At 61.9% G+C, this 20,709-nt stretch carries 20 protein-coding genes and 1 tRNA gene; 10 read left to right on the top strand and 11 right to left on the bottom strand.

Annotation, left to right across the window (positions count from 1 at the left end; all coding sequences use genetic code 11):
* Positions 1 to 47 precede the first annotated feature (47 nt).
* Positions 48 to 374: a metalloregulator ArsR/SmtB family transcription factor gene (locus AC1DD5_RS14970; protein WP_442006084.1), complete on the bottom strand. Its 327-nt coding sequence runs from the start codon at positions 372 to 374 to the stop codon at positions 48 to 50.
* Positions 375 to 441: 67 nt separating this feature from the next.
* Between AC1DD5_RS14970 and AC1DD5_RS14965 the strand changes: the two genes are divergently transcribed.
* Positions 442 to 1,374: an NAD-dependent epimerase/dehydratase family protein gene (locus AC1DD5_RS14965; protein ID WP_477521954.1), complete on the top strand. Its 933-nt coding sequence runs from the start codon at positions 442 to 444 to the stop codon at positions 1,372 to 1,374.
* On the opposite strand, the gene AC1DD5_RS14960 is transcribed toward AC1DD5_RS14965, so the two are convergent.
* The gene (locus tag AC1DD5_RS14960; RefSeq protein WP_431116895.1) at positions 1,371 to 2,225 is read right to left on the bottom strand and encodes a LysR substrate-binding domain-containing protein; all 855 of its coding nucleotides are present in this window, start codon (positions 2,223 to 2,225) and stop codon (positions 1,371 to 1,373) included. The two genes, AC1DD5_RS14965 and AC1DD5_RS14960, sit on opposite strands and share 4 nt — an antisense overlap.
* Before the next feature lie 156 nt (positions 2,226 to 2,381).
* Between AC1DD5_RS14960 and AC1DD5_RS14955 the strand changes: the two genes are divergently transcribed.
* The gene (locus AC1DD5_RS14955) at positions 2,382 to 3,767 is read left to right on the top strand and encodes an MFS transporter (protein WP_477521953.1); all 1,386 of its coding nucleotides are present in this window, start codon (positions 2,382 to 2,384) and stop codon (positions 3,765 to 3,767) included.
* Positions 3,768 to 3,867: 100 nt separating this feature from the next.
* On the opposite strand, the gene AC1DD5_RS14950 is transcribed toward AC1DD5_RS14955, so the two are convergent.
* The 5 genes from AC1DD5_RS14950 to AC1DD5_RS14930 all read right to left on the bottom strand — a co-directional run bounded on the left by AC1DD5_RS14950 (position 3,868) and on the right by AC1DD5_RS14930 (position 7,542).
* The gene (locus AC1DD5_RS14950; protein WP_477521952.1) at positions 3,868 to 5,043 is read right to left on the bottom strand and encodes a N(5)-(carboxyethyl)ornithine synthase; all 1,176 of its coding nucleotides are present in this window, start codon (positions 5,041 to 5,043) and stop codon (positions 3,868 to 3,870) included.
* Positions 5,040 to 5,174: a hypothetical protein gene (locus AC1DD5_RS14945; RefSeq protein WP_442006079.1), complete on the bottom strand. Its 135-nt coding sequence runs from the start codon at positions 5,172 to 5,174 to the stop codon at positions 5,040 to 5,042. Before AC1DD5_RS14945 ends, AC1DD5_RS14950 begins: the two co-directional genes overlap by 4 nt.
* A gap of 83 nt (positions 5,175 to 5,257) precedes the next feature.
* Entirely contained in the window at positions 5,258 to 5,719 is a 462-nt protein-coding gene (locus tag AC1DD5_RS14940) for a YybH family protein (RefSeq protein WP_477521951.1), read from the bottom strand.
* A gap of 154 nt (positions 5,720 to 5,873) precedes the next feature.
* Positions 5,874 to 5,947, bottom strand: a tRNA-Gly gene (locus tag AC1DD5_RS14935).
* Between the two features lie 80 nt (positions 5,948 to 6,027).
* Positions 6,028 to 7,542, bottom strand: coding sequence for a M15 family metallopeptidase (locus tag AC1DD5_RS14930; protein WP_477521950.1), 1,515 nt, complete (start codon positions 7,540 to 7,542; stop codon positions 6,028 to 6,030).
* 215 nt (positions 7,543 to 7,757) lie between these two features.
* Between AC1DD5_RS14930 and AC1DD5_RS14925 the strand changes: the two genes are divergently transcribed.
* On the top strand, positions 7,758 to 8,201 hold the full coding sequence (locus AC1DD5_RS14925) for an SRPBCC family protein (protein ID WP_442006076.1): 444 nt from the start codon (positions 7,758 to 7,760) through the stop codon (positions 8,199 to 8,201).
* A 15-nt stretch (positions 8,202 to 8,216) separates the two neighbouring features.
* On the opposite strand, the gene AC1DD5_RS14920 is transcribed toward AC1DD5_RS14925, so the two are convergent.
* Complete coding sequence (locus AC1DD5_RS14920; protein ID WP_477521949.1) at positions 8,217 to 10,193, bottom strand: CAP domain-containing protein; 1,977 nt, start codon at positions 10,191 to 10,193, stop codon at positions 8,217 to 8,219.
* 134 nt (positions 10,194 to 10,327) lie between these two features.
* Between AC1DD5_RS14920 and dcd the strand changes: the two genes are divergently transcribed.
* Complete coding sequence (gene dcd, locus AC1DD5_RS14915; RefSeq protein WP_477521996.1) at positions 10,328 to 10,903, top strand: dCTP deaminase; 576 nt, start codon at positions 10,328 to 10,330, stop codon at positions 10,901 to 10,903.
* 90 nt (positions 10,904 to 10,993) lie between these two features.
* On the opposite strand, the gene AC1DD5_RS14910 is transcribed toward dcd, so the two are convergent.
* The 3 genes from AC1DD5_RS14910 to AC1DD5_RS14900 form a co-directional block, all read right to left on the bottom strand.
* The gene (locus AC1DD5_RS14910) at positions 10,994 to 12,193 is read right to left on the bottom strand and encodes a cation:proton antiporter (RefSeq protein ID WP_442006073.1); all 1,200 of its coding nucleotides are present in this window, start codon (positions 12,191 to 12,193) and stop codon (positions 10,994 to 10,996) included.
* 6 nt (positions 12,194 to 12,199) lie between these two features.
* A complete protein-coding gene (locus tag AC1DD5_RS14905; protein WP_442006072.1) occupies positions 12,200 to 12,682 on the bottom strand; it encodes a cation:proton antiporter regulatory subunit in 483 nt (160 codons plus the stop codon).
* A gap of 63 nt (positions 12,683 to 12,745) precedes the next feature.
* Positions 12,746 to 14,149, bottom strand: coding sequence for an MFS transporter (locus tag AC1DD5_RS14900; protein WP_442006071.1), 1,404 nt, complete (start codon positions 14,147 to 14,149; stop codon positions 12,746 to 12,748).
* 203 nt (positions 14,150 to 14,352) lie between these two features.
* On the opposite strand from AC1DD5_RS14900, the gene AC1DD5_RS14895 reads away from it, so the two are divergent.
* The 6 genes from AC1DD5_RS14895 to mnhG are packed head-to-tail and all read left to right on the top strand — an operon-like array spanning position 14,353 to position 20,634.
* Positions 14,353 to 17,355: a Na+/H+ antiporter subunit A gene (locus AC1DD5_RS14895; protein WP_477521948.1), complete on the top strand. Its 3,003-nt coding sequence runs from the start codon at positions 14,353 to 14,355 to the stop codon at positions 17,353 to 17,355.
* Entirely contained in the window at positions 17,352 to 17,852 is a 501-nt protein-coding gene (locus AC1DD5_RS14890; RefSeq protein ID WP_442006069.1) for a Na(+)/H(+) antiporter subunit C, read from the top strand. The genes AC1DD5_RS14895 and AC1DD5_RS14890 overlap by 4 nt, the downstream gene beginning before the upstream one ends.
* The gene (locus AC1DD5_RS14885; RefSeq protein ID WP_442006068.1) at positions 17,849 to 19,417 is read left to right on the top strand and encodes a Na+/H+ antiporter subunit D; all 1,569 of its coding nucleotides are present in this window, start codon (positions 17,849 to 17,851) and stop codon (positions 19,415 to 19,417) included. The genes AC1DD5_RS14890 and AC1DD5_RS14885 overlap by 4 nt, the downstream gene beginning before the upstream one ends.
* A complete protein-coding gene (locus AC1DD5_RS14880) occupies positions 19,414 to 19,980 on the top strand; it encodes a Na+/H+ antiporter subunit E (protein WP_442015961.1) in 567 nt (188 codons plus the stop codon). The genes AC1DD5_RS14885 and AC1DD5_RS14880 overlap by 4 nt, the downstream gene beginning before the upstream one ends.
* On the top strand, positions 19,977 to 20,255 hold the full coding sequence (locus AC1DD5_RS14875) for an MrpF/PhaF family protein (RefSeq protein WP_442006066.1): 279 nt from the start codon (positions 19,977 to 19,979) through the stop codon (positions 20,253 to 20,255). Before AC1DD5_RS14880 ends, AC1DD5_RS14875 begins: the two co-directional genes overlap by 4 nt.
* Positions 20,245 to 20,634 (top strand): monovalent cation/H(+) antiporter subunit G, encoded by a 390-nt coding sequence (mnhG, locus tag AC1DD5_RS14870; protein ID WP_442015963.1) that lies wholly within the window; start codon positions 20,245 to 20,247, stop codon positions 20,632 to 20,634. Before AC1DD5_RS14875 ends, mnhG begins: the two co-directional genes overlap by 11 nt.
* The last annotated feature ends 75 nt before the right edge of the window (positions 20,635 to 20,709 follow it).

Here is a 20,709-nt window from a genome sequence, read left to right as displayed (position 1 = left end):
ATAGCTGGAATGCGCTTACCCGAATAGATGAGACCGATGGCTGGACGCTACGCCTCTGCTCCGCGGCTGGTGCTGCGCTTCCGGACCTCACGCAACACGATCTGCTCTGGGCAGACTGTCGAGAGGAAGTCGCCCACTGAGAGGGCGAGCCGCTCGCCGACGAGTGAGTACAGGATGCGATTGGCATCGCGCCGCTCTGAGATCAGGCCTGCTTGGCGGAGAACGCTCAGGTGTCGGGAAATGGTCGGGCCCGTAGCGCTGAATCTCGCAGCGATCTCGCCCGCGGCCATCTCGCCGTCCTTGAGGTCCTGCAGGATCTGCCGCCTCGTAGGATGCGCGAGCGCAGCGAAGATATCGGATGCTGTATCTGCCATGTTTGCAATATAGCACGATTGCTATATACAGTTTAGCTTCATTGCTAATAAGCGAAGGAGCAAGGTTATGCGTGTGGCTATTACTGGTGGTACCGGTTTTGTTGGTCGTCACTTGGCGGCGCGTCTTGGCAGCGAGGACGTGGTGGTGATCTCTCGTCGGACTGGCGTGCAGATCAATGATGCGGACGCTCTGACGGTGGCATTCGCCGGGTGTGACGTGGTGGTGCACTGCGTGGGGATAAACCGTGAGATCGGAGACCAGACTTTCCGGCGTGTCCATGTGGACGGTACCCAGTCTGTCATTGAGGCTGCCCGACGAGCGGGCGTGAAGCGGATCGTTATGCTGAGCTTTCTCAGGGCAAGGCCCGACTGCGGATCGCCCTACCACGAGACGAAGTGGGCTGCCGAGGAACTCGTCCGGCGGTCCGGGATCGACCACACCATCCTTAAGGCGGGCATGATCTACGGCCCTGGTGATCATATGGTGGACCATGTAACTCGCGCCGTGCGCACCTTTCCAGTATTCGCGACCGTAGGTTTTCGCGAGCGGACAGTCCGACCTATACCGGTCGAGGAAGCCGTCAACGTATTGCTTGCTGCCCTTGAGGGGCGCATTCCAAGCCCGACGGTCGCCGTTGTTGGAGCCGAGGAGCTGGAACTTGGCGCGGCTGTTCGTCGCATTGCGCGAGTGGCGGGTAGGCGCCCTGTCTACGTACCCGTCCCGGTGTGGGCCATCCGTATGCTTGCCCAGCTGACCGAGTGGACAATGGTGGTCCCACTCGTGGCGAAAGCACAAGCGCAAATGCTGGCGGAAGGTGTCAGCGAGCCCGCGCCGTTCGCGTCCGAGCTCCCCGACGAAATTCGCCCAGTTTTGAGGTTCGACGCCGATCGGATCCAGGCCGCTCTGCCCGATGGACGTTTCACGCTGGACGACCTCCGCATCGCACGATGGTGGGCCGCGCAACGTCGCCGCCACGAGGTGGGCCGACTCAGCCGTTAGTTCGACTTACTCAGCGCCCTCCCCATGATCGCCTGGGTAAGTGCATCGATGACTTCAGCGTTGGCCAACGGATTCCGGATCAAGGTGAAGTCGACGTCTCCCACGGGCGGGAGGTCGAAACGCTGGGTGATGACTTTGAGGTCCTCGGGGACCAGGGATGCGGGCATCACGGCAACACCGATGCCTGCCCGGACTGCGGCCAGCACGCCGCTGATCTGCTTGGTGCTGCACGTAATGCGCCACGTCCGGCCCGCGGCTTCCAGAGCATCGATGGCCAACTTCCGGCTCAGGCTTGGTGCGGGATAGGCAATCAGCGGCACGGGCGCCCCGGGTTCCAGAACTGTTTGCTCAACGCCGACCCACGCGAAGTTGTCATGCCGAACAACCGTGCCTTCCTTAGCGCCGGCCACCCACTTCACGAACACGAGGTCCAGCTGGCCAGCGTTGAGGCGCTTGTAGAGTTGGTCACTCTGACTGACGGTCAATTCGAGGTTGATCTGCGGATACAGTTGGCGGAATTCGCGCAGGATACGGGGAAGGCCTGTGATGGCGAGGTCGTCGGCAGTGCCAAACCGGAGGCGCCCTCGCATTGCGGAACCGGAAAAATATCGTGCTGCGGAATCGTGGGCTGCAAGGATGCTGCGGGCAAACCCGGCCATGGCATCGCCATTGTCCGTCAGCCGGACTTCCCTGGTGTCGCGGGCCACGAGGACCCGCTTGGCGGCGGTTTCGAGCTTGCGGACGTGCTGGCTCACCGTTGGCTGGGCTAGTCCCAATCGTTCGGCCGCCTTGGTGAAACTCAGCGTTTCGGCGACGGCCAGGAAGGAGCGGAGCTGGACAGGTTCAAACACGGAACTCCTCTAGCGCTGGGTCGAATTACTGCGGAAGTGCGGGAGCCTCATTGCAATCCGCAATGCTAGTTATAGACGTAATACGCTTCCATAATTGCTGCTGGCAACCATAGCGTTAAAGGCATCCCACCGAAACTCTCGATCCGAGGACTACCTTTGGCACCCCCACCGCCTTCAGCGGCAAATGTCAGCCAGCCCGTCATCGATTCCCTGTCCGCGCCGCAGACGCCGGACACCGTCACCCAGCCACTCGCCGTCGTAAGCGAAAAGCTGCCCTGGCGGCACACCTGTATCTCCCTGAAGGTACCCAACTTCAGGATCTTCGCAATCGGCCACTTCATTGCCGTGATTGCGATCTGGATGCAACGCATCGCCCAGGACTGGATGGTGCTCCAGCTCTCCGGGTCCGTCACCGCCGTCGGAATTACCGTGGCGCTGCAGTTCATGCCTTCGTTATTCCTTGGCCCGTGGGGTGGCATGATGGCCGACCGCTTCGCCAAGCGAAAGATCCTCATCATCTGCCAGTCGGCGGCAGCCGTGCTTGCTGCGACATTGGCGGCGCTTTCCCTCAGCCAGCGCGTAGAAGTCTGGCACGTCTACACAATAGCCCTGGTCCTGGGCTTTGTGACCGTCCTGGACCAGCCGGCGCGGCAGGTGTTCGTCAATGAACTCGTGGGTCCCAAGTACCTGCGCAACGCCATCAGCGTCAACTCAACAACTTTCCAGCTCGGTGGCCTGATCGGTCCGGCACTCGCGGGATGGCTGCTCACTGCTGTGGGCGCTGGTTGGGCATTCGCGGCCAATGCCGTGGCATGCTGCTCGACCGTGACTATGCTCCTGATCCTCCGCAAAGACCAGCTGCACCTTAGCCGACCGACACCGCGCAAGAAGGGCATGCTGCGCGAAGGCCTCCAGTACGCACTCAGCAAACCCACCATCTACTGGCCATGGTTGATGGCCGGGTTCGTGGCCGTTTTCGCTATGAGCCTCCCGGTGCTGCTGGCCGCCTTTGCGGACCACGTGTACGACGCCGGGGCCGGAGGCTACGGCCTGCTGAACGCGATGGTTGCGCTCGGTGCACTGACGGGCGCTGTGACATCCACCCGACGTCGTCAGCTTCGGTTGCGGTCGGTGGTGCTGTCGGCAGGCTTGTACGGCCTGATGCTCTGCCTATCGTCCGTGATGCCGTCGATGGTCTGGTTCAGCGTCTCGATGGTCCTGGCCGGATTCTGGTGCCTCATGTTCCTCACCGCGGCAAACCAGATGGTGCAGACCAGTTCCAACATGAGCATTCGAGGCCGCGTGATGAGCCTTTACTTAGTGGTGCTCATCGGCGGCCAGGCAATTGGCGGCCCAGTGATGGGTTGGCTCGCTGAGCACCTTGGTCCGCACCTGGCCATCCTGGTGGCTGGCGGTGTGCCGGCAACGGCGGCGGCCGTGGTCGCCGTCGTGCTGGCCCGGAAGGCATCCCTCCATATCAAGGTGGACTTGCGGGACAGGCGTCGTGTGCTCCGGATTGTGGACCGGACACAGACTGCATAACGGACACAGACTGCATAACGGACGCAAGCGGCATAACCGCACGCAAACGAAAAGGCAGTGCCTGCGGTGAAGCCGCACGCACTGCCTTTTTCGTGGGCCTTTAGGCTACGGGCGCTTGGACCGCAGTCGGCAGGTGTGGGTACTCCGCCGAGCGTCCCTGGAACTCGAGCACATCCGGGTTGCGGATGACGCCGTCGCGAATCTCGATCGCGCGGGAGATCGTCTCGTTGGCGTCCCATGCGTCAGGACCGGCGGCCACAGTCTCGAGGAATGGCAACAAGGCCTCGCTGATCTCCCAGCTGGCCGAGTTCCACAGGTAGGAGGGGCTGTGGTCAACGGCGTAATAGTTCACATGCCCGCCCACCCGGAACATGGGCTCATCGAATGTTGTGGACCTTGCCCAGCTGAATCCCATGCCGGGATCGCAGGACACGTCCACGATCAGGCTGTCCGGCCGGAAATCGGCCAGGTCCTCGGTCCGCAGGTACGTCAGCGGCGAGTTTGGGTCCTGCAAGGTGCAGTTGACCACAATGTCCGCGGCAGCAAGGAACGGGGCCAGTGGCTTGCGGCCCCCGTCTGTGATGACTTCGCTCAGGAATGGTGCATTGTTGTCGTGGTCGAACTGCACGATCCGCACCGAATGAATCGGAGATCCGACCGCGGCGACTCCGCGGTTGGTCAGCACTTGGACATCATGGACGCCGTGAGCATTCAGGGCTGTCACTGCACCTCGGGCAGTGGCGCCGAAACCAATGACCACTGCCGTCAGGCGGCGGCCGTAATCACCCGTCGACCCGGTCAAAGCCAACGCATGCAGCACCGAGCAGTATCCGGCAAGCTCGTTGTTTTTGTGGAAGACATGAAGTCCGAAACCGCCATCGGCAGCCCAGTGGTTCATGGCTTCAAACGCGATCAGCGTTAGTTTTTTATCGATCGCGAGCTGCGTGATGGCCTCGTCCTGAACGCAATGTGGCCAACCCCAGAGGGTCTGCCCGTCCCGGAGTTCAGCAAGATCCTCGGCCTGCGGCTTGGGCAGCAGAATAACGTCGTTCTGGGCGATGAGCTCTCGCCGTGTGCCCAGTCCGCCGACAAGTCCGGCGAGTTTGCTGTCCGAAACACCAAAGCGTTCGCCATAGCCATATTCAAGGTGCAGCCGTTGGCGCAGTTCCGGAGCGATGCGCTCAAGATGTTCCGGGTGGATCGGTAGCCGTTGCTCGTTGGGCTTCAGCGAAGAACCCAGGACGCCAATGCTTAGCGGACTTTGCGCCCCAATCACTTTTTATTGCCGGTTGCGGGTTTCGCGGCCGCAGTGTCGGGCGAGTCGGCAGCCCGTTTGTCCGCGCGCTTTTCCTTGATGGATTTACTGGACTTCTTCGATGCAGCTTGGCGCGGTGATTTGTCGCCCATGATCGCTCCCTAGAGCGGAGCCGAAATGGCTCCTGACTCCTGACGATACACCCAGCACCTGAGCCGCTGTGTATCGGGCTGACTCACTGCACACGCTCGACGGCGGGCCGACCATGGGTCACACGGTGGCTGACGCGATCCGCGGTGTCGTCAACGCGGACGAAGTGCTCCACAGGCTCCATGTAGAACCGGGCACTGTTAATGACGCCCTCTTCCACGCCGAAAATGATGACACCTGTGAGCTCATGCGGCGTGCCATCCCGCCACGCGCCCTGCATGTGCAGCTCCGTCCAGACCTGACTGCTGGTCACACTATGGGACACCATTCGAACCTTGATGTCCGGCACTCCCGTGAAGAGCTGCTCCCAGTTGCTTCGGATAGCGTCCCTGCCCGTGAAGCCCCTGGTGGGGTGGGCAGGCGTCTCATTGACGTAGCCGGGCGCGAAGCATTCGGCCAAGGCTTCCAAATCATGTTTGTTCGTGGCTTCCAGCAGGCGGTGGATGACGGCGAGTGGAGCCGCCTCAGCATCGTCGGTGAGAGTCATTGGGGGACCTCCCGGATAGGTGGATGTATCTACGAGTTTAGGCTCGGTGGCCGCCGGGGTCGACGGGTGCGGGGCCTTATCTGGTGATTGTGAGGGTCAGGACCATACGGGTTCCCAACAAGATGACCCCCTGCCCGGAGGCAAGGGGTCATGATGGAGCGGGCGACGGGAATCGAACCCGCGTATCGAGCTTGGGAAGCTAGCGCTCTACCATTGAGCTACGCCCGCATCGCTGTCGGCTATTCGCCGGAGCGAGTCCTAGCTTAGCGCAGTTACGACGGTCCTCATGACAGGCGCACACGCCATGTCTACTTGAAGAGCTTCAAGCTGTTCCAACCGGATCCAACCTGCTCGTAGGTAGTCCAGGAACCCCTGCCGAGGCCGTAGTTGTAGAGGTTGCCGTCAGCAGTTTGGGCAGTGATGCCGCGTGTGCCTGCGCCCGTCAGCCCGAAGCTAGGCAGCAGCGTGCGCATGTACTGCCAACCCGTACCTACGGTGGTGGCCGGGCCAAAGAAACCAGCCCAGCCGTCTCCCCGATAGTTGACCAAAGATCCGGAAGCTGTCCTCGCCAGGATGTCGTTGGCTCCATCGCCCTCCCAGTCGGCCATGGTCAGTTCCATGCCGTTCCAGCCCTTGCCGATGACCTGCGGAGCGCTCAGCGCACCGCCGAAGGTGTTGGGGTAGTAGCGCAGCACACCATCCGGAAAATACCCGACGACGCCGGGCCGGGGGTGCGCGTGCGTCCACTTACCCACGGTGATGGTCATGCGATCCCAACCGCCATTGCCCACGACAACCTGGCCAGCGAAGCCGCCGTCGGGAAGGCCGCGGTAAACGCCCAGGACGCCGTTGTTCCACTGCGCAAGGATGTCGTAAACGCCATCAATGTCCCAGTCCACCACGAAGCCTTGCTTCAAACCCGTCCAGCCCGAACCGATCTGGACGGGCGCCCCATACCCGCCTGCCGCCGTCGCGGGGTAACGCAGCATCCGGCCTGAAGAGTCGGCAGCTACGAGGTCGGCGCCGGACTTGATGCTGGCGGCCGCTGCCGGGTTTCCAGCGAAGTAGTGCTCCAGCGTCGGGAATCCGCGACGGTTCATGTCAGTGGCCAGCGCTACGCCAACGTACCGCAGATGCCACGGCTCATAGCTGTACCCGGTGGTGCCCGTGTAGCCGTTGGGGTACCGGACGATGAAGCCGTACTTGTGCGCGTTCGCTGCCACCCATTTGCCGGCCGCTGTATCTCCGAAGCAGGTGCTTAGGCCACAGGAACCGGCAGCATTGCCGATGTCCATCGCGAGGCCGGTCTGGTGTTCGCTGTACCCGGGACGTGCCGAGATGGTGTCCGCGTAAGCCTGGCCGTAGATCCTGACGTAGTAGGCATACACTTCCTGCTGCTGAGCATACGAACGGTAGCCGCTCACGATCGACAGACCGCCGGTACCAGCATCGGCTGCTCCCTGGAACAAACCGTTGAGCCACGCGGCGGCCTCGGCCCGCATGTACTGGCCGGAGCCACGGGCATTGATGAGGTCGTTCGGGGCGTAGCTGACGGGATTCAGCGGCCTGGATTTATTGACCAGGACAGAGAAGCTTGCAGGGTCACCGATGGGGTCCAGGCTTGGCAGGGGATTCACAGTGGTGGGCACTGCCACTTTGTTCGCGACTGTGGATGCCGCCGCCGAGGGTGCCGTTGTTGGAAGTGCCGACGCAGGCGCCGCGGTCATGACTCCGCCAGCCACCGCCATGGCGAGGAATGCCGCGCAGGCGGCCAGCCGTCGTCGTGCATTGCCGTGGACAAACGGATGTTTCAGTACTCGCATTACGCCCCCAATTTGGTTTTTGCCAGCGGCACGAACTCTACCCGGCCCGGGACTATGTGTCAGCTGTGTCTCAGATACGCCGCCAGGTAACCATTCGGTCAAGGCTCGTTTGTCTTGTGTCGCAGGCAAGCGAGGCTGACTATTCTGAAGGTGTTAGCTGCAGTGTATGGGGAACCGGGCTACGACATTCGAACCGTACGCCGAAAGAGGTTTCCGTGGCATTTGCAGCTTACGAAGTGGTGATCAGCAGGGATGCCATGACCGTCTATGGATTTCTGATGGATGGCATGAACAACTCCCTTTGGCGTTCCGGCATCCGCAGCATATCGGTTCGATCCGGGGTGCGCGGCCAGAAGGGCGCGGTCTATCAGCAGACGCTCACTGGCCCGGGAGGCCGGCCGATCGCGGCCGACTTCGAAATCACAGAGGCCCGGCCGGGCGCAGAAGTGCGCTTCGCGGTGGTGGCCGGACCGGCCCGGCCCACGGGCGGCTACTACCTCAGCACCGAGGGCAAGACGACGCGGCTCAGGTTTGCTCTGGAGTACCACCCCAAGGGCTTGCAAAAACTCATGAACGGCATGATCCAGAAAACCATGGAAAGTGAAGTTGCCCAGTTGGAGCAACTCAAGACCGTCATCGAGTCCGGCCAGGCGGTTTGACTACTGGGCGGTTCCCTACTGGGCGAGCTTGAAGCCGCTCCAACCACTGCCGATGATCACCGGCGTCGTCAGTCCTCCCGACGTGAGGTCCCAATACTCCAATACTCCATTGGTGCCCAGGCCAGCGACGCCTGTGGTGTTTGCGCCGGCCACTCCTTGAAGTGAACGCAAACCGGTGTAGTCGGTCCACGCGGCACCCACCACAGGCCTGACCTCCTGCTTCGGGGTGCCCAGCCCGGTGCCCCGGTACAGCCTCAGGTATCCGTTGGGCTCCACCGTGAGGAGATCCTGGAAACCATCGGCGTTATAGTCCACCATGCTCAGCCGGACGGCCTTGTTGCCTGTTCCGATTGCCGCCTGGGTTCGTATGTATGTCATTCCGGAATTCTTGTAGAGCCAGAGCCCGCCGGATGCATCCATGGCGACAATTTGAGGCAGGCGGTTGTTTGCACACCAATTGCCCACGGCTATGTTGAGGGACTCCCATCCCTGGCCCAGGACTCCCGGGGATCCGAAGCCGCCTGACTGTCTGCCCGGGTACACCAGGAGCGCTCCATCCAGGCGCTGGGCGATGAGGTCAAAGACGCCGTCGCGGTCCCAATCCGATACGAACAACTCCTTGAGCCCGGTGAAACCGATTCCGATCTTGCGGGCCGTGCCGTACTTGGCGTTACCCAAGGAGGGGTAGGAATACACCGTTCCGTCCGAGCTGATGGATACAAGGTCTGCAGCGCTGCCGATGGCTGCCGCGCTGAGATTCACGGTAGGCGGCTGGTACTTGCCGCCGGGTTCGCACACACCCACAGGATCCGTGGGCGGCGTAACCGTCCCGCCTGGCCGCGTGGTGGTTCCGGCAGGCAGCGTGGTGTAGCCGAAGAAATTGACCACGCCCCACAGCGTGTAGCGGTTGGGAGTCGTTTGCCAAGTGCCATCCGTGTACGTGATTCCAATGCCCATCACATTGAAGCGTGGATCACGCAGCAGGGCGTCGTGACCGGGGGAGCCCTTCCACCACTCCACCAGTTGGGCAGCGTCACGATCCCATCGGACAGCAATGACCTCACCAGCGCCGTTGTTCGGGTTCAGCGCCCGCGGATCCGTCCAAAAGTTCGCCCGGTGCTGGATCACTTCACGGCTGGCGATGCTGTTCGACCATTCCTGCGCCATGCTCGCCACCGTGGCGTGATACTTCACCGGGGCCAGGCCCAGAGAAGCGCGGTAGCTGTTGATCGCGTTGAACACGGTCAGGATGGCCGCGGTGTTGTCGTCCGGGAGAAGCGCGAGGGCACCGTTGTCCGGATCCGCATCGCTGCTCGGGGTCTTGCCGGGGAAGGGCGTGGGGGCTGGTGTGGGCGAGGACGTCGTTGACGATGGAGTGGGTGTCGGTGTGACCGGCGTTGGTGACGGCGCGGGTGCCGTTTGTGACGGCGTCGGTGTTTGAGTTGGTGAGGGTGTTGGCGACGGCGTCGGTGTCGGTGGCGCTGTTGGCGTCGGTGACTCCGACGGGCCAGGTCCTGCGGCAGGCGCTGTTGGCGTTGGAACGGAGGTGGGGGAAGCCGACGACGGTGCGGACGCGGCGGGAGGACTTGGGGCGGGTGGCTCGTTGGCCTCAGGGCCGGAGGGAGTGCCGTCCGAGGAAGGATTGTCCGGACCCCATGAGGGTCCGATGTTCGGCACCGGAGGGGGCGTCTCAACAGTCGGATCTATCGCAACCGGTCTAGTCGGCGCACCATTTTCTGAACCGGGGCTGGTCCCCGAACCCGGCCCTGGCGAAGAGTCGACGCCGGCTCCTTCGCTGGCCGCGGGGGTCGCCCCCAAAGGTGCGGCGTCCGGCGTCGTACTCGTTTCAGGGACCGTGAGGCCGGAAGGAACACTGCCCGAAGAAGTAGTGCCGCCGCCCGGTACGGCGTCTGTCGCTGGCAGGATTTGGCTGGACGCGGCTACCAATATGGCCAGTGCGCCAGCCAGCACGATAGCCGCAGGCGCTGACAATTTCCCCACAATTACCCCGCGAATGCTCGTTGCCCCCAAGTACGGGCGCGGCTTTACATGTCCGGGAACTATAGTCCCATGGGGCGGCCCGGACAATGCATGGCCCGGACAAGGCATGGGGTATTTTTGATGCTGTGCTGATCTCTGACCGCGATATTCGTGCCGAAATAGACTCCCAACGGATTGTCCTTGAACCATACGATCCCGCGATGGTTCAGCCGTCTTCCGTGGACGTGCGGATTGACCGGTTTTTCCGGCTCTTCGATAACCACAAATACGCCCACATCGATCCCGCCGAGGAGCAGCCCGAGCTGACCCGGCTGGTGGAGGTGGAAGGCAATGAGCCTTTCATCCTGCACCCGGGTGAATTCGTACTGGGCTCTACGTACGAGACAGTGAGCCTGCCCGACGACATCGCTGCCCGCCTCGAGGGTAAGTCGTCCCTCGGCCGGCTTGGTTTGTTGACGCACTCCACCGCGGGCTTCATCGATCCTGGCTTCTCAGGGCACGTCACGCTGGAGCTTTCCAACGTGGCGACGCTGCCTATCAAGTTGTGGCCGGGCATGAAGATCGGCCAGCTGTGCTTCTTCCGCCTGACATCCTCAGCGGAACACCCCTACGGTTCGGGTGAGTACGGTAACCGCTACCAGGGCCAGCGAGGACCTACCGCCAGCCGCAGCCACCAGAATTTCCACCAGACCGCCATCTAGCCGGAAATGGGCCGGGCCTCAGGCGCGAATCGTCAGGCCCAGAGTCTCAGGCGCTAACCGTCCGGCGCGGACCCGTCCGGCGCTGACCCGTCAGGCCGTGGCGCGCTCGGCCGCCCGCGGCGGTGTGCGGGGGCTCCTGCGGAGTGCCTTGACCACAGGCTCCACGAAGCGAGCGGCCAGCGGACCCGTGATGGCCATGATGAGGACATAAGCCGTAGCCAAGGCGGCGACTTCGTCCGGCACAGCTCCCGAAGCTACCGCCAGGCCAGCAATGACGATCGAGAATTCGCCACGCGCAATCAGGGCCGCTCCCGCGCGGAAGCGGCCAGGCATTGCGATGCCCGCACGTTTGGCTGCCCAGAAACCTGTGAACATTTTGGTGGCAGTTGTCAGCACGGCGAGCAGCAGTGCCCAGCCCAGGACCGGTGGGATGGACGTGGGGTCCGTGTTCAGGCCGAAGGCAACGAAGAAGATCGCGGCAAACAAGTCCCTGAGGGGCTCAAGGATGCGGGTCGCATTGTGGGCTGTGGCGCCGGAGATGGCGATGCCCAACATGAATGCACCCACTGCGGCTGAGACCTGGAGGGCAGAGGCGATCCCGGCTACCAGAAGAGCCAGCCCGAGCACGTTCAGCAGAAACACTTCGGAGTTCTCGCTGTGAACGGCTTGGGAGACGCGGTGCCCATGCTTGAGCGCGATCATCAGAACAACTGTGACGACAGCCAGCGCGATGCCCACCGTCTGCAGCCCACCCAGGAACCCGACACCGGCCAGGATGGCAGTAAGAATGGGAAGGTAAATGGCCATGGCGAGGTCCTCGAAAACGAGGATGGAAAGCACTACGGGAGTTTCGCGGTTACCGATCCGGCCGAGGTCAGTGATGACCTTCGCGGCGATTCCTGAGGACGAGATGTAAGTAACGCCACCCATCACGATGGCGCCCACAAGACCCCACCCCAGAAGAACGGCAATCCCGGCGCCCGGGAGGAAATTCAGCACGAAGTCCAGGACACCGGCCTGCCATGAACGTCTAAGCCCGGTGACGAGTTCAGAGGCGGTGTATTCCAATCCGAGCATCAACAGCAGCAGGATGACCCCGATTTCGCCCGACAGATGCGAAAACTCATGCATGCCATCCAATTTGACGAAGCCGCCTGCACCGAAGGCCAAGCCACCCACCAGGTAAAGCGGAATGGGGGACATGCCGATCCGGCCCGCTAGTCGAGCAAGGAGACCGAGGCAGAAGACGACGGCCCCCAGTTCAACGAGGGCTAGTGCGAGCGGATCCATAGCGGGTCAGCCGTTGCGGAGGATATCGGCCGCCGAGTCGAGGCCTTCCTGGGTGCCAACCGCAACGAGCAAATCACCAGTGTGAAGTACGACGTCGGGTGCGGGCGACGGGACGACCTCGCCTTCACGCATAATCGCAACGATCGAAACGCCACTGCGGGTACGGATCTGGGCTTTGCCCATGGGCTGGTTCACGAATGGGGAATCAGGGGTGATGGAGAACTGGCGGGTTACGATGCCAGGTATCTCGCGGTGGGCTTCTGCCAGACGCATGGCGATGTGCTGCCCGCCCAGGAGGTTGCCCAGGGTGGCGGCTTCATCGGCTGTGAGGGGAATGGAAGCCTGGCAGGTGTCCGGGTCATCCCAGGTGGACACGAAGAGCTCTGTCTCGCCTTCGCGAAGCTCAACGACACCGATGCGACGGCCCGAGGCCGTGACGAAATCCTTACGGATCCCAAGGCCCGGGAGTTCAGTCTCATCCACGTTCATATCTCCACCCTAACTCTGTTGTACCGTCTGGTACGGCGTTCGTATTCAGCCGGTCTTATCTAGTTAACGTTCTGGTACCACCGCTATTTCCACCCTGGTGGGCGGCTTTACCGGCAGGATCACCAGAAGGCCGGCGAGCAGGACAACCATGATGCCGAGGATGCCCCATCGCTGGGCTCCACCTTCTTCAACAATTGGAGCCGCAATTGTGATGCACAGGGTGAAGAGGGTGGGAGCAAGGAAGCTGACAGCCCGGCCCGTGGTGGCATAGAGCCCGAAGAGTTCTCCCGACTCGCCGTCGGGGGCGAGCCTGGCCAGATAGGCCCTTGACGAAGACTGGGCTGGCCCAACAAAAAGGCACAGCAGCAAGCCGAAGATCCAGAAAGTATTGGCGGCAGGCCAGCTGTTTCCAAAGAACACGTAGTTTCCGTTACCAAGCACCAGGATGAAGGTGCCCGCGATCAGCAGACCCACCAAGGAAATCACGATGACTGCCTTTGGTCCGATCTTGTCGTCCAGGAAGCCGCCGATGATGGCACCAACGGCTGCGACGACGTTGCCGAAAATCGCGAAGAAGATAACTTCCTTGAGTTCGAAACCAAAGGTCCCGGCAGCGATCACCCCGCCGAACGTGAAGACGGCAGCAAGGCCGTCGCGGAAGATCGCGCTGGACAGCAGGAAGTAAATGGTGTGGGGACTGGTGCGATAAATGGCCACGATCCGCCGGAGCAGCAGCTTGTACGACGCGATGAAGCCCAGGGAAGCGGTGTCCTTCTTCACGGAAACTTCCGGAACGGCGAACAGCACGGGCAGGGCGAAGATGAAGAACCACAGAGCCGAGAAAATGGCCACAAGCCGGATGTTCAATGATTCGTCAGTGGAAGCACCGAACCATTCGAAAGATGGCTGCACGAAGAGTTGCAGGACCAGCAACAGGGCCACGATCCCACCGAGGTATCCCATGCCCCAGCCAAAACCGCTGACCTTGCCGATGTTTTTGGGTGTGGAGATTTGGGCCAGCATGGCGTTGTAGTTCACGCCGGCGAACTCAAAGAAGATATTGGCAAGCGCGATCAGGCAGACACCAAGAAGAAGGAATCCCGGCTGCGGGAACACAAAGAAGCACAGGGCCGTGAGGACGGCTGTGGCAGCGGTGTTGACTCCGAGCCAGAGCTTGCGCCGGCCGCCGGCATCCGAACGTTGGCCCGTCACCGGGGCCAGCAGTGCGATGGCCAGGCCCGCGACGGCCAACGCAGCACCAAGTGCGGCAGACGCGGCGTCCTCTCCACCGAAGGCAGACGAGGTCAGGTACACCGTGAAGACGAATGTGGTCATGATCGCGTTAAAGGCAGCCGAGCCCCAGTCCCAGGACGCCCAGGCAAGGATTTGGCCCTTCTTGGAGGAAGCAGGTCCGGAGGCAAGCTCGGATGCTGGGTGGGAGGCTTCGGGAACTGCGGCCGCGTTCATAGCCTGAATGCTATCGGGACTCGGACAGTGGCGGGCAGATGACAGACCGCTATGTGAATAACGCAGTGGGAATTCATTCGCAGGCCCCATCGGCTCCGGCCAAAAACTGTCCGGGCCCCTTGATAAACTGGTCCAACTGAACCCAACGTATGACCGCCTGCTCCAACTTTTGACAATTCGTTTCTGACTTTGCGGAGAAAACAGTGATCACAGTTCTCGCCACCACCTTTGTAGCGGCAACTGTGGCGCCCTTGATCTTCAGAAAACTTGGTCGGAACGCCTTCTATGTCCTGGCAGCGGTTCCCGCGATCGCCTTCGTTTGGCTGGTCCTGCAGTATGGCCCCGTATATTCCGGCGGCGGTATAGAAGAAGTATTCCCCTGGGTTCCGAACCTGAAGCTCGAGTTTGGGTTCAGGATGGACGCACTCGCCTGGGTCATGTCACTGCTCATCCTCGGCGTTGGCGCCCTGGTGTTGGTCTATTGCGCCCGGTACTTCAAGAACAAGGACCCTGGGCTCGGTGGGTTCGGCGCCCAGCTCCTGGCTTTTGCTGGTGCCATGTTCGGCCTGGTGACGTCCGACGACCTCCTGATGATGTTCATCTTCTGGGAGCTCACCACCGTCCTGTCATACTTGCTCATCGGCTATGCCCGGACCCGCCTGGCCGCGCGGCGTTCTGCCCTTCAGGCGCTGATGGTTACAACAGCCGGCGGGCTGGCGATGCTCGTGGGTCTCATCATCCTTGGCCAAGCGGCAGGAACCTACCGGATCTCCTCCATCCTGGACCAAGCCGGGACGCTCGTTAACGGCACCACAAGTGGGATGGTGGGGGCCGCCGTCGTTCTCATCCTGGTGGGTGCAGTGACCAAATCGGCGCTGGTCCCTTTCCACTTCTGGCTTCCGGGTGCCATGGCGGCTCCAACTCCCGTGAGCGCCTACCTGCATGCCGCGGCCATGGTGAAGGCCGGTATTTACATCGTCGCGCGGCTGGCGCCAGGTTTCGCGGAATCGCAATTGTGGCCGCCAATGGTCCTCGGCCTCGGCTTGGCCACGATGTTGGTTGGCGGATACAGGGCCCTCCGACAGACAGATATCAAGCTCATCCTGGCCTATGGAACGGTGAGCCAGCTCGGCTTCCTGACCATGGTGGTGGGCCTGGGCAGACCTGACGCCGCCCTTGCCGGGCTTGGGCTTCTGCTGGCCCATGGCTTGTTCAAAGCGGCACTGTTCCTGGTGGTCGGCGTCATCGACCACCAGTCGGGGACACGCGATATCCGGAAACTCTCCGGCGTCTTCCGCTCCTCACGAGCCCTCGGGGTGGTGGCCGCGATTGCCGCCGCCTCCATGGCGGGCGTGCCGCCGCTGGCGGGTTTCGTGGCCAAGGAGTCCGTGTTTGAAGCCTTCGTGCACTACGGCATGGGCCATGACGCACCTGCCTGGGGCATCTGGATTCTGATCGGGCTCGTGATCGGTTCAATCCTTACCTTCGCGTACAGCGCACGCTTCATGTGGGGTGCCTTTGCCACGAAGCCCGGTATAGAGCACACGCCGTTCAAAGCCATCAAGCCCGCCTTCCTGGCTGCGCCTGCCCTTCTGAGTTTCCTCACCATTGTTTACGGACTGTGGCCCGCGCCGGTGGATAGTTGGATCCAGCCTTACGCAGCGCTGTTCGCAGATGGGGAGGAAGCCGTCGACGCCGGGCACTTGGCTTTGTGGCATGGGCTCACTCCGGCTTTGGGACTGACCGCGATCACTTTTGTTGTCGGTGCCGCCATGTTCTACGGCCGCAACGTCGTTTCACGCGTGCAAGGCCTGGTTCCCGATTGGGTGGACGGCGACCGCGCCTACCAACATACGATTGGCGCTTTGGATGACGTCGCAGTGTGGGTCACGGGCCGCACCCAGCGTGGTTCACTGTATTTCTATCTGACGGTCATCCTCACGGTTGCCTTCGCAGTGCCCCTCGCAGCTCTGCTCGTGACCAACAAACCGTTGCCTGACGGCATCTATTTCATCGATCCGAACTCACCGTTGCAGTTGATCGCGGGAGTGGGCATCGTGGTGGGCGCGCTGGCCGCTGTCCGCGCCAACAAGCGCTTCCTGGCGGTGCTCATGGTGTCTGTCACCGGTTACGGCATCGCGCTCATGTTTGCCTTGCAAGGAGCGCCTGACCTTGCACTGACCCAGATGCTGGTGGAGACCATCGTGCTGGTGGCCTTCGTTTTGGCCATGCGCAGCCTGCCCGCCGAACTACGGGACCGAACGGGTGGCCGCCTCCGGGTGATCCGCGTGATCGTAGGTGCTGCTTTCGGCATCACCATGATCTTCGTTGCCATCTACGCCATGGGTGCCCGGGTGGCCACGCCTGTCTCCCTTGAATTCCCACGCCTGGCCTACGAAGGCGGCGGTGGCCTGAACGTGGTCAACGTGACCCTCGTGGACATCCGCGCGTGGGACACCTTCGGCGAAATTTCGGTCCTGGCCGTGGCCGCCACTGGCGTTGCCAGCCTGATCTTCGTGCGCAGCCGCGGCGATCGCATCAAAACCTCAGAGGCAGTACCGGAAGGTAGCGTGGGGCGGCGCACCGGCGTCGACCGCGACTCCCGCGACGGTGCCCGGCTGGCCGTGGCAAGGAAGTTCACGGACGTTACCCGCGATGCCTGGCTCGTAGCAGGCCGGACGCTGGCTCCCGAACGGAGGTCCATTATCTTCGAAGTGGTCACCCGGCTGATCTTCCACTCGATGATCGTTTTTTCCATCTATCTACTCCTTGCGGGTCACAACTTGCCCGGCGGCGGCTTCGCAGGCGGTCTGACCGCAGGCCTCGCGCTCACCATCCGCTACCTCGCCGGAGGACGCTTCGAGTTGAGTGAAGCGGCGACAGTGAGTGCAGGAACGCTGTTGGGGACAGGACTAGCGACGGCGGCAGCGTCCGGTTTCGTGCCGCTCCTCCTCGGCGGCCAGGTGTTCCAGAGCGCGATCATCGAGTTTTGGCTGCCCGTATTCGGAGACGTCAAGTTCGTAACGTCCACGATCTTTGACATCGGTGTCTACATCGTGGTGGTGGGACTGGCGCTCGACGTTCTACGCAGCCTGGGCGCTGAGATCGACGAACATTTTGAAGGGAAGGTGCCAAGGGCCGTAAAGACCCGAGCCGCCGAGTCTGAGTCCGCCGAAACGGCCGCCTCCGGGAAGGGCAACCCATGAGCATCAACCTGACCCTCCTGATCGTCATGGGCGTCCTGTATGCCTGCGGTATCTACCTGATTTTGGAGCGAAGCCTGACTCGCGTCCTGCTTGGCTTGATGCTGCTTGCCAACGCCACCAACCTGCTGATCCTCAGTACGGGAGGGTACGCCGGACTCGCTCCTTTATTCGACAAGGAAACAGGCTCCAGTGAGTACAACGACCCCCTGCCACAGGCGCTCATCCTCACATCGATCGTCATTTCATTCGCCGTCACTGCCTTCATGCTCGGCATCATCTACCGGACTTGGGCCTTGGCACGGCAAGACGAGATACAGGATGACATCGAAGACCGCCGCGTAGCCCGGACTCCCAGCTTCGACAAGGAAGACGACGCCATTGTCCCGCTGGAAACATCGGAGTTCGCGATCACTCCGGCCAGCCCCGAAGACCGCGCCCAGCCGGACGCGACCGAAAAGCCCAACACTGTAAGGACCAAGGAAGGAGGCAGCCCGTGAACCTCGCCAACCTGTCGCCACTGGCCGTCCTCCTTCCGATTCTCGGGGCGGCCCTCGCGTTCGTGCTGATCCGGCATACGGCTGCGCAGCGGGTAGTCAGCATTGTGATCCTCAGCGCGACACTCCTGCTCGAATGCCTGCTCCTGGCGTCCGTGTGGGAGGGAGGCACCACTTCCGTCACGCTCGGTGGATGGCTGCCGCCATGGGGCGTGGTGTTAGTGGTGGATCAGTTCTCCTCACTCATGCTCGTGGTTTCCACCGTTGTCAGCCTCGCGGTCCTGATCTACGCCACCGGCCAGGGCATGGCAGATGGCGACAAGGAAGCGCCAGTCTCGATCTTCCACCCCACTTATCTGATCCTGGTGGCGGGCGTATCCAACGCCTTCCTCACAGGTGACCTTTTCAACCTGTACGTGGGCTTCGAAATCCTGTTGACGGCCAGCTATGTGCTGATGACCCTTGGCGGGACGGGGCCGCGCATCCGTGCCGGCGTCACCTACGTGGTGGTCTCCGTGGTTTCGTCCGTCTTGTTCCTCATCGCTATCGCCATGATTTACGGAGCTACAGGGACCATCACTATGGCGGACCTCGCCATCAAGCTGGCCGAACTGGATCAAGGAACCCAGAATCTCCTGCACGTGATGCTGCTGGTGGCGTTTGGGATCAAGGCGGCCGTGTTCCCTCTGTCCTTCTGGCTTCCCGACTCCTATCCGACAGCCCCGGCTCCCGTCACAGCCGTCTTTGCTGGCTTGCTGACCAAGGTGGGTGTTTACGCCATGGTCCGCACCGAGACACTCCTCTTTCCCGGGGACACCCTCAACGTGCCCTTAATGGTGGTGGCGCTGCTAACCATGGTGGTGGGCATCCTGGGTGCCTTGGCACAGAGCGATATCAAACGTCTCTTGTCCTTCACCCTGGTCAGCCACATCGGCTACATGGTGTTCGGCTTGGCAATGTCGTCCGTCGCGGGGCTTGGCGCTGCCGTGTTCTACGTGGCGCACCACATCACAGTGCAGACCAGCCTGTTCCTGGTCACTGGCCTGATTGAGCGCAGGGGCGGATCGTCGTCCATTGACCGCTTGGGTGGCCTGGCCAAACTCTCGCCACTCCTTGCCTTGCTGTTCTTTGTCCCTGCGATGAATCTTGCGGGCATCCCGCCATTCTCGGGTTTCCTGGGCAAGCTCGGGCTCCTCCAAGCGGGCGTGCAACTGGGTACGCCGCTGGCCATCGTTTTGGTGGTGGGCGGCGTCGTCACCAGCCTCCTCACCTTGTTGGCAATTGCGCGTGTTTGGAACAGGGCATTTTGGCGCAAGCCCGAGGACGCCGAGTACCCGGACCCCGTGCTTCAGACTCCAGGCAATGTTGGGGTACTGCCCCGGACAATGGTGGGCTCCACGGCTGGCCTTGTGGCCTTCGGTGTTGCGCTCACAGTCTTTGCTGGCCCACTCTTTCACCTCGCCGACGGCTCGGCGGAAATCATGTTGGACCGCACTGCCTACATCCATTCAGTTCTGGGGGACTCCGCGGAGGTACCAGCGGTGGGTCAGTCAGGGGCTGCCAAATGAGCCGTAAACCGATCTCCTTCCGCACTGAACTGCCCCTGCTGGTGTGGCTGGTCATCGTCTGGGGTGCCCTGTGGAGGGACTTCAGTCCGGGAAACCTGCTGTTCGGTGCGCTCATCGCCGTGCTCGTGGCCAAGTTCTTCTACCTTCCGCCAGTGGAGCTCGGGGGCAGGTTCAACGTGCTGCGCGCCATGTCCTTCGCCCTGATGTTCCTGGGCAGAGTGGCGGCAGCGAGCTTCCTGGTCCTCTACCTGGCCGTAGTGAAGGGTCCAAAGGTGCGCAGCGCCGTCGTCGGTGTTCCGTTGCGCAGCCATTCTGACCTCATAGTCACGGCAACCGGGCACGTTATCTCGCTGATTCCGGGCTCGCTGGTGGTGGAAGTGGACCGCTCGACGTCCACGCTTTACCTGCACGCGCTCAACATTTATGAGGATGCTGATATCACTAAGATCCGCCAGGAAGTCCAGAACATCGAGGCCGCGCTAATCCGGATCATGGGAACGCGCGAGGAACTCCACGCACTCCAGGCTGAACCCGGTGCGGGCATGGAAGGGGCAACCCTGTGAAAGAACTTGTTCTGCTGGTAACGGCGGTGATCCTGAGTTTGGCTGCGGTGGGCGCGATCATCCGCATCGCCATCGGCCCGTCCTTGTTGGACCGCGTCTTGGCATCGGACGTCCTGCTGGCCATTCTTGGCGCAGCGCTTGCCATCGACATGGCGATGAACCGGCACCTGAACAACCTGGTGTTGCTCGTGGCTCTTGCGGTAATCGGCTTCGTAGGCTCGGTAACATTTGCCCGATTCGTAGCGGATCGGAGGGATCACAGCAATGAGTCCTGAAGCGACCGGAGTGGATGCAGTCATTGATGCGGTGACGGCCGTGTTTCTTGTGGTGGGTGCCCTGATGTCGCTCGGAGCCGCAATTGGCCTCCTGCGGTTTCCCGATCTCATGAGCCGCATGCACGCGGCAACCAAGCCGCAGGTCTTGGGCCTATTCCTCATGCTTGCAGCCATGGGTCTGCAAATGCGCACATGGTGGGTTTGGCCGGTTCTGGTGGTGGCCTGGATTTTCCAGCTGCTGACTGCGCCGGTCTCCGCACATATGGTGGGCCGCTCCGCTTACCGGACCAAGCATGGGCACCGCGAACTGCTCACCAAGGATGAGCTTGAAGCGGTTGTCCAAAGGGCAGCCGCCGACGGTTCCACCCCGGACACTTAGAACAACGCGGGGTCACTTAAGCTCCCTCCCGACGACGGTGAGGGACCCTAACTGACCCCGCGTTGGAACAACTAT

It is taken from the genome of Paenarthrobacter sp. 10L420 (assembly GCF_056395385.1).
This window is presented reverse-complemented; position numbering and strand designations above follow the sequence as displayed.

Coding starts and splice junctions, on each gene's coding strand:
- AC1DD5_RS14900 (WP_442006071.1), bottom strand. CDS start 14,149: ATGAACGCGGCCGCAGTTCCCGAAGCCTCCCACCCAGCATCCGAGCTT.
- AC1DD5_RS14905 (WP_442006072.1), bottom strand. CDS start 12,682: ATGAACGTGGATGAGACTGAACTCCCGGGCCTTGGGATCCGTAAGGAT.
- AC1DD5_RS14930 (WP_477521950.1), bottom strand. CDS start 7,542: ATGCGAGTACTGAAACATCCGTTTGTCCACGGCAATGCACGACGACGG.
- AC1DD5_RS14945 (WP_442006079.1), bottom strand. CDS start 5,174: ATGGGCGACAAATCACCGCGCCAAGCTGCATCGAAGAAGTCCAGTAAA.
- AC1DD5_RS14940 (WP_477521951.1), bottom strand. CDS start 5,719: ATGACTCTCACCGACGATGCTGAGGCGGCTCCACTCGCCGTCATCCAC.
- AC1DD5_RS14970 (WP_442006084.1), bottom strand. CDS start 374: ATGGCAGATACAGCATCCGATATCTTCGCTGCGCTCGCGCATCCTACG.
- mnhG (WP_442015963.1), top strand. CDS start 20,245: ATGAGTCCTGAAGCGACCGGAGTGGATGCAGTCATTGATGCGGTGACG.
- AC1DD5_RS14910 (WP_442006073.1), bottom strand. CDS start 12,193: ATGGATCCGCTCGCACTAGCCCTCGTTGAACTGGGGGCCGTCGTCTTC.
- AC1DD5_RS14890 (WP_442006069.1), top strand. CDS start 17,352: ATGAGCATCAACCTGACCCTCCTGATCGTCATGGGCGTCCTGTATGCC.
- AC1DD5_RS14880 (WP_442015961.1), top strand. CDS start 19,414: ATGAGCCGTAAACCGATCTCCTTCCGCACTGAACTGCCCCTGCTGGTG.
- AC1DD5_RS14965 (WP_477521954.1), top strand. CDS start 442: ATGCGTGTGGCTATTACTGGTGGTACCGGTTTTGTTGGTCGTCACTTG.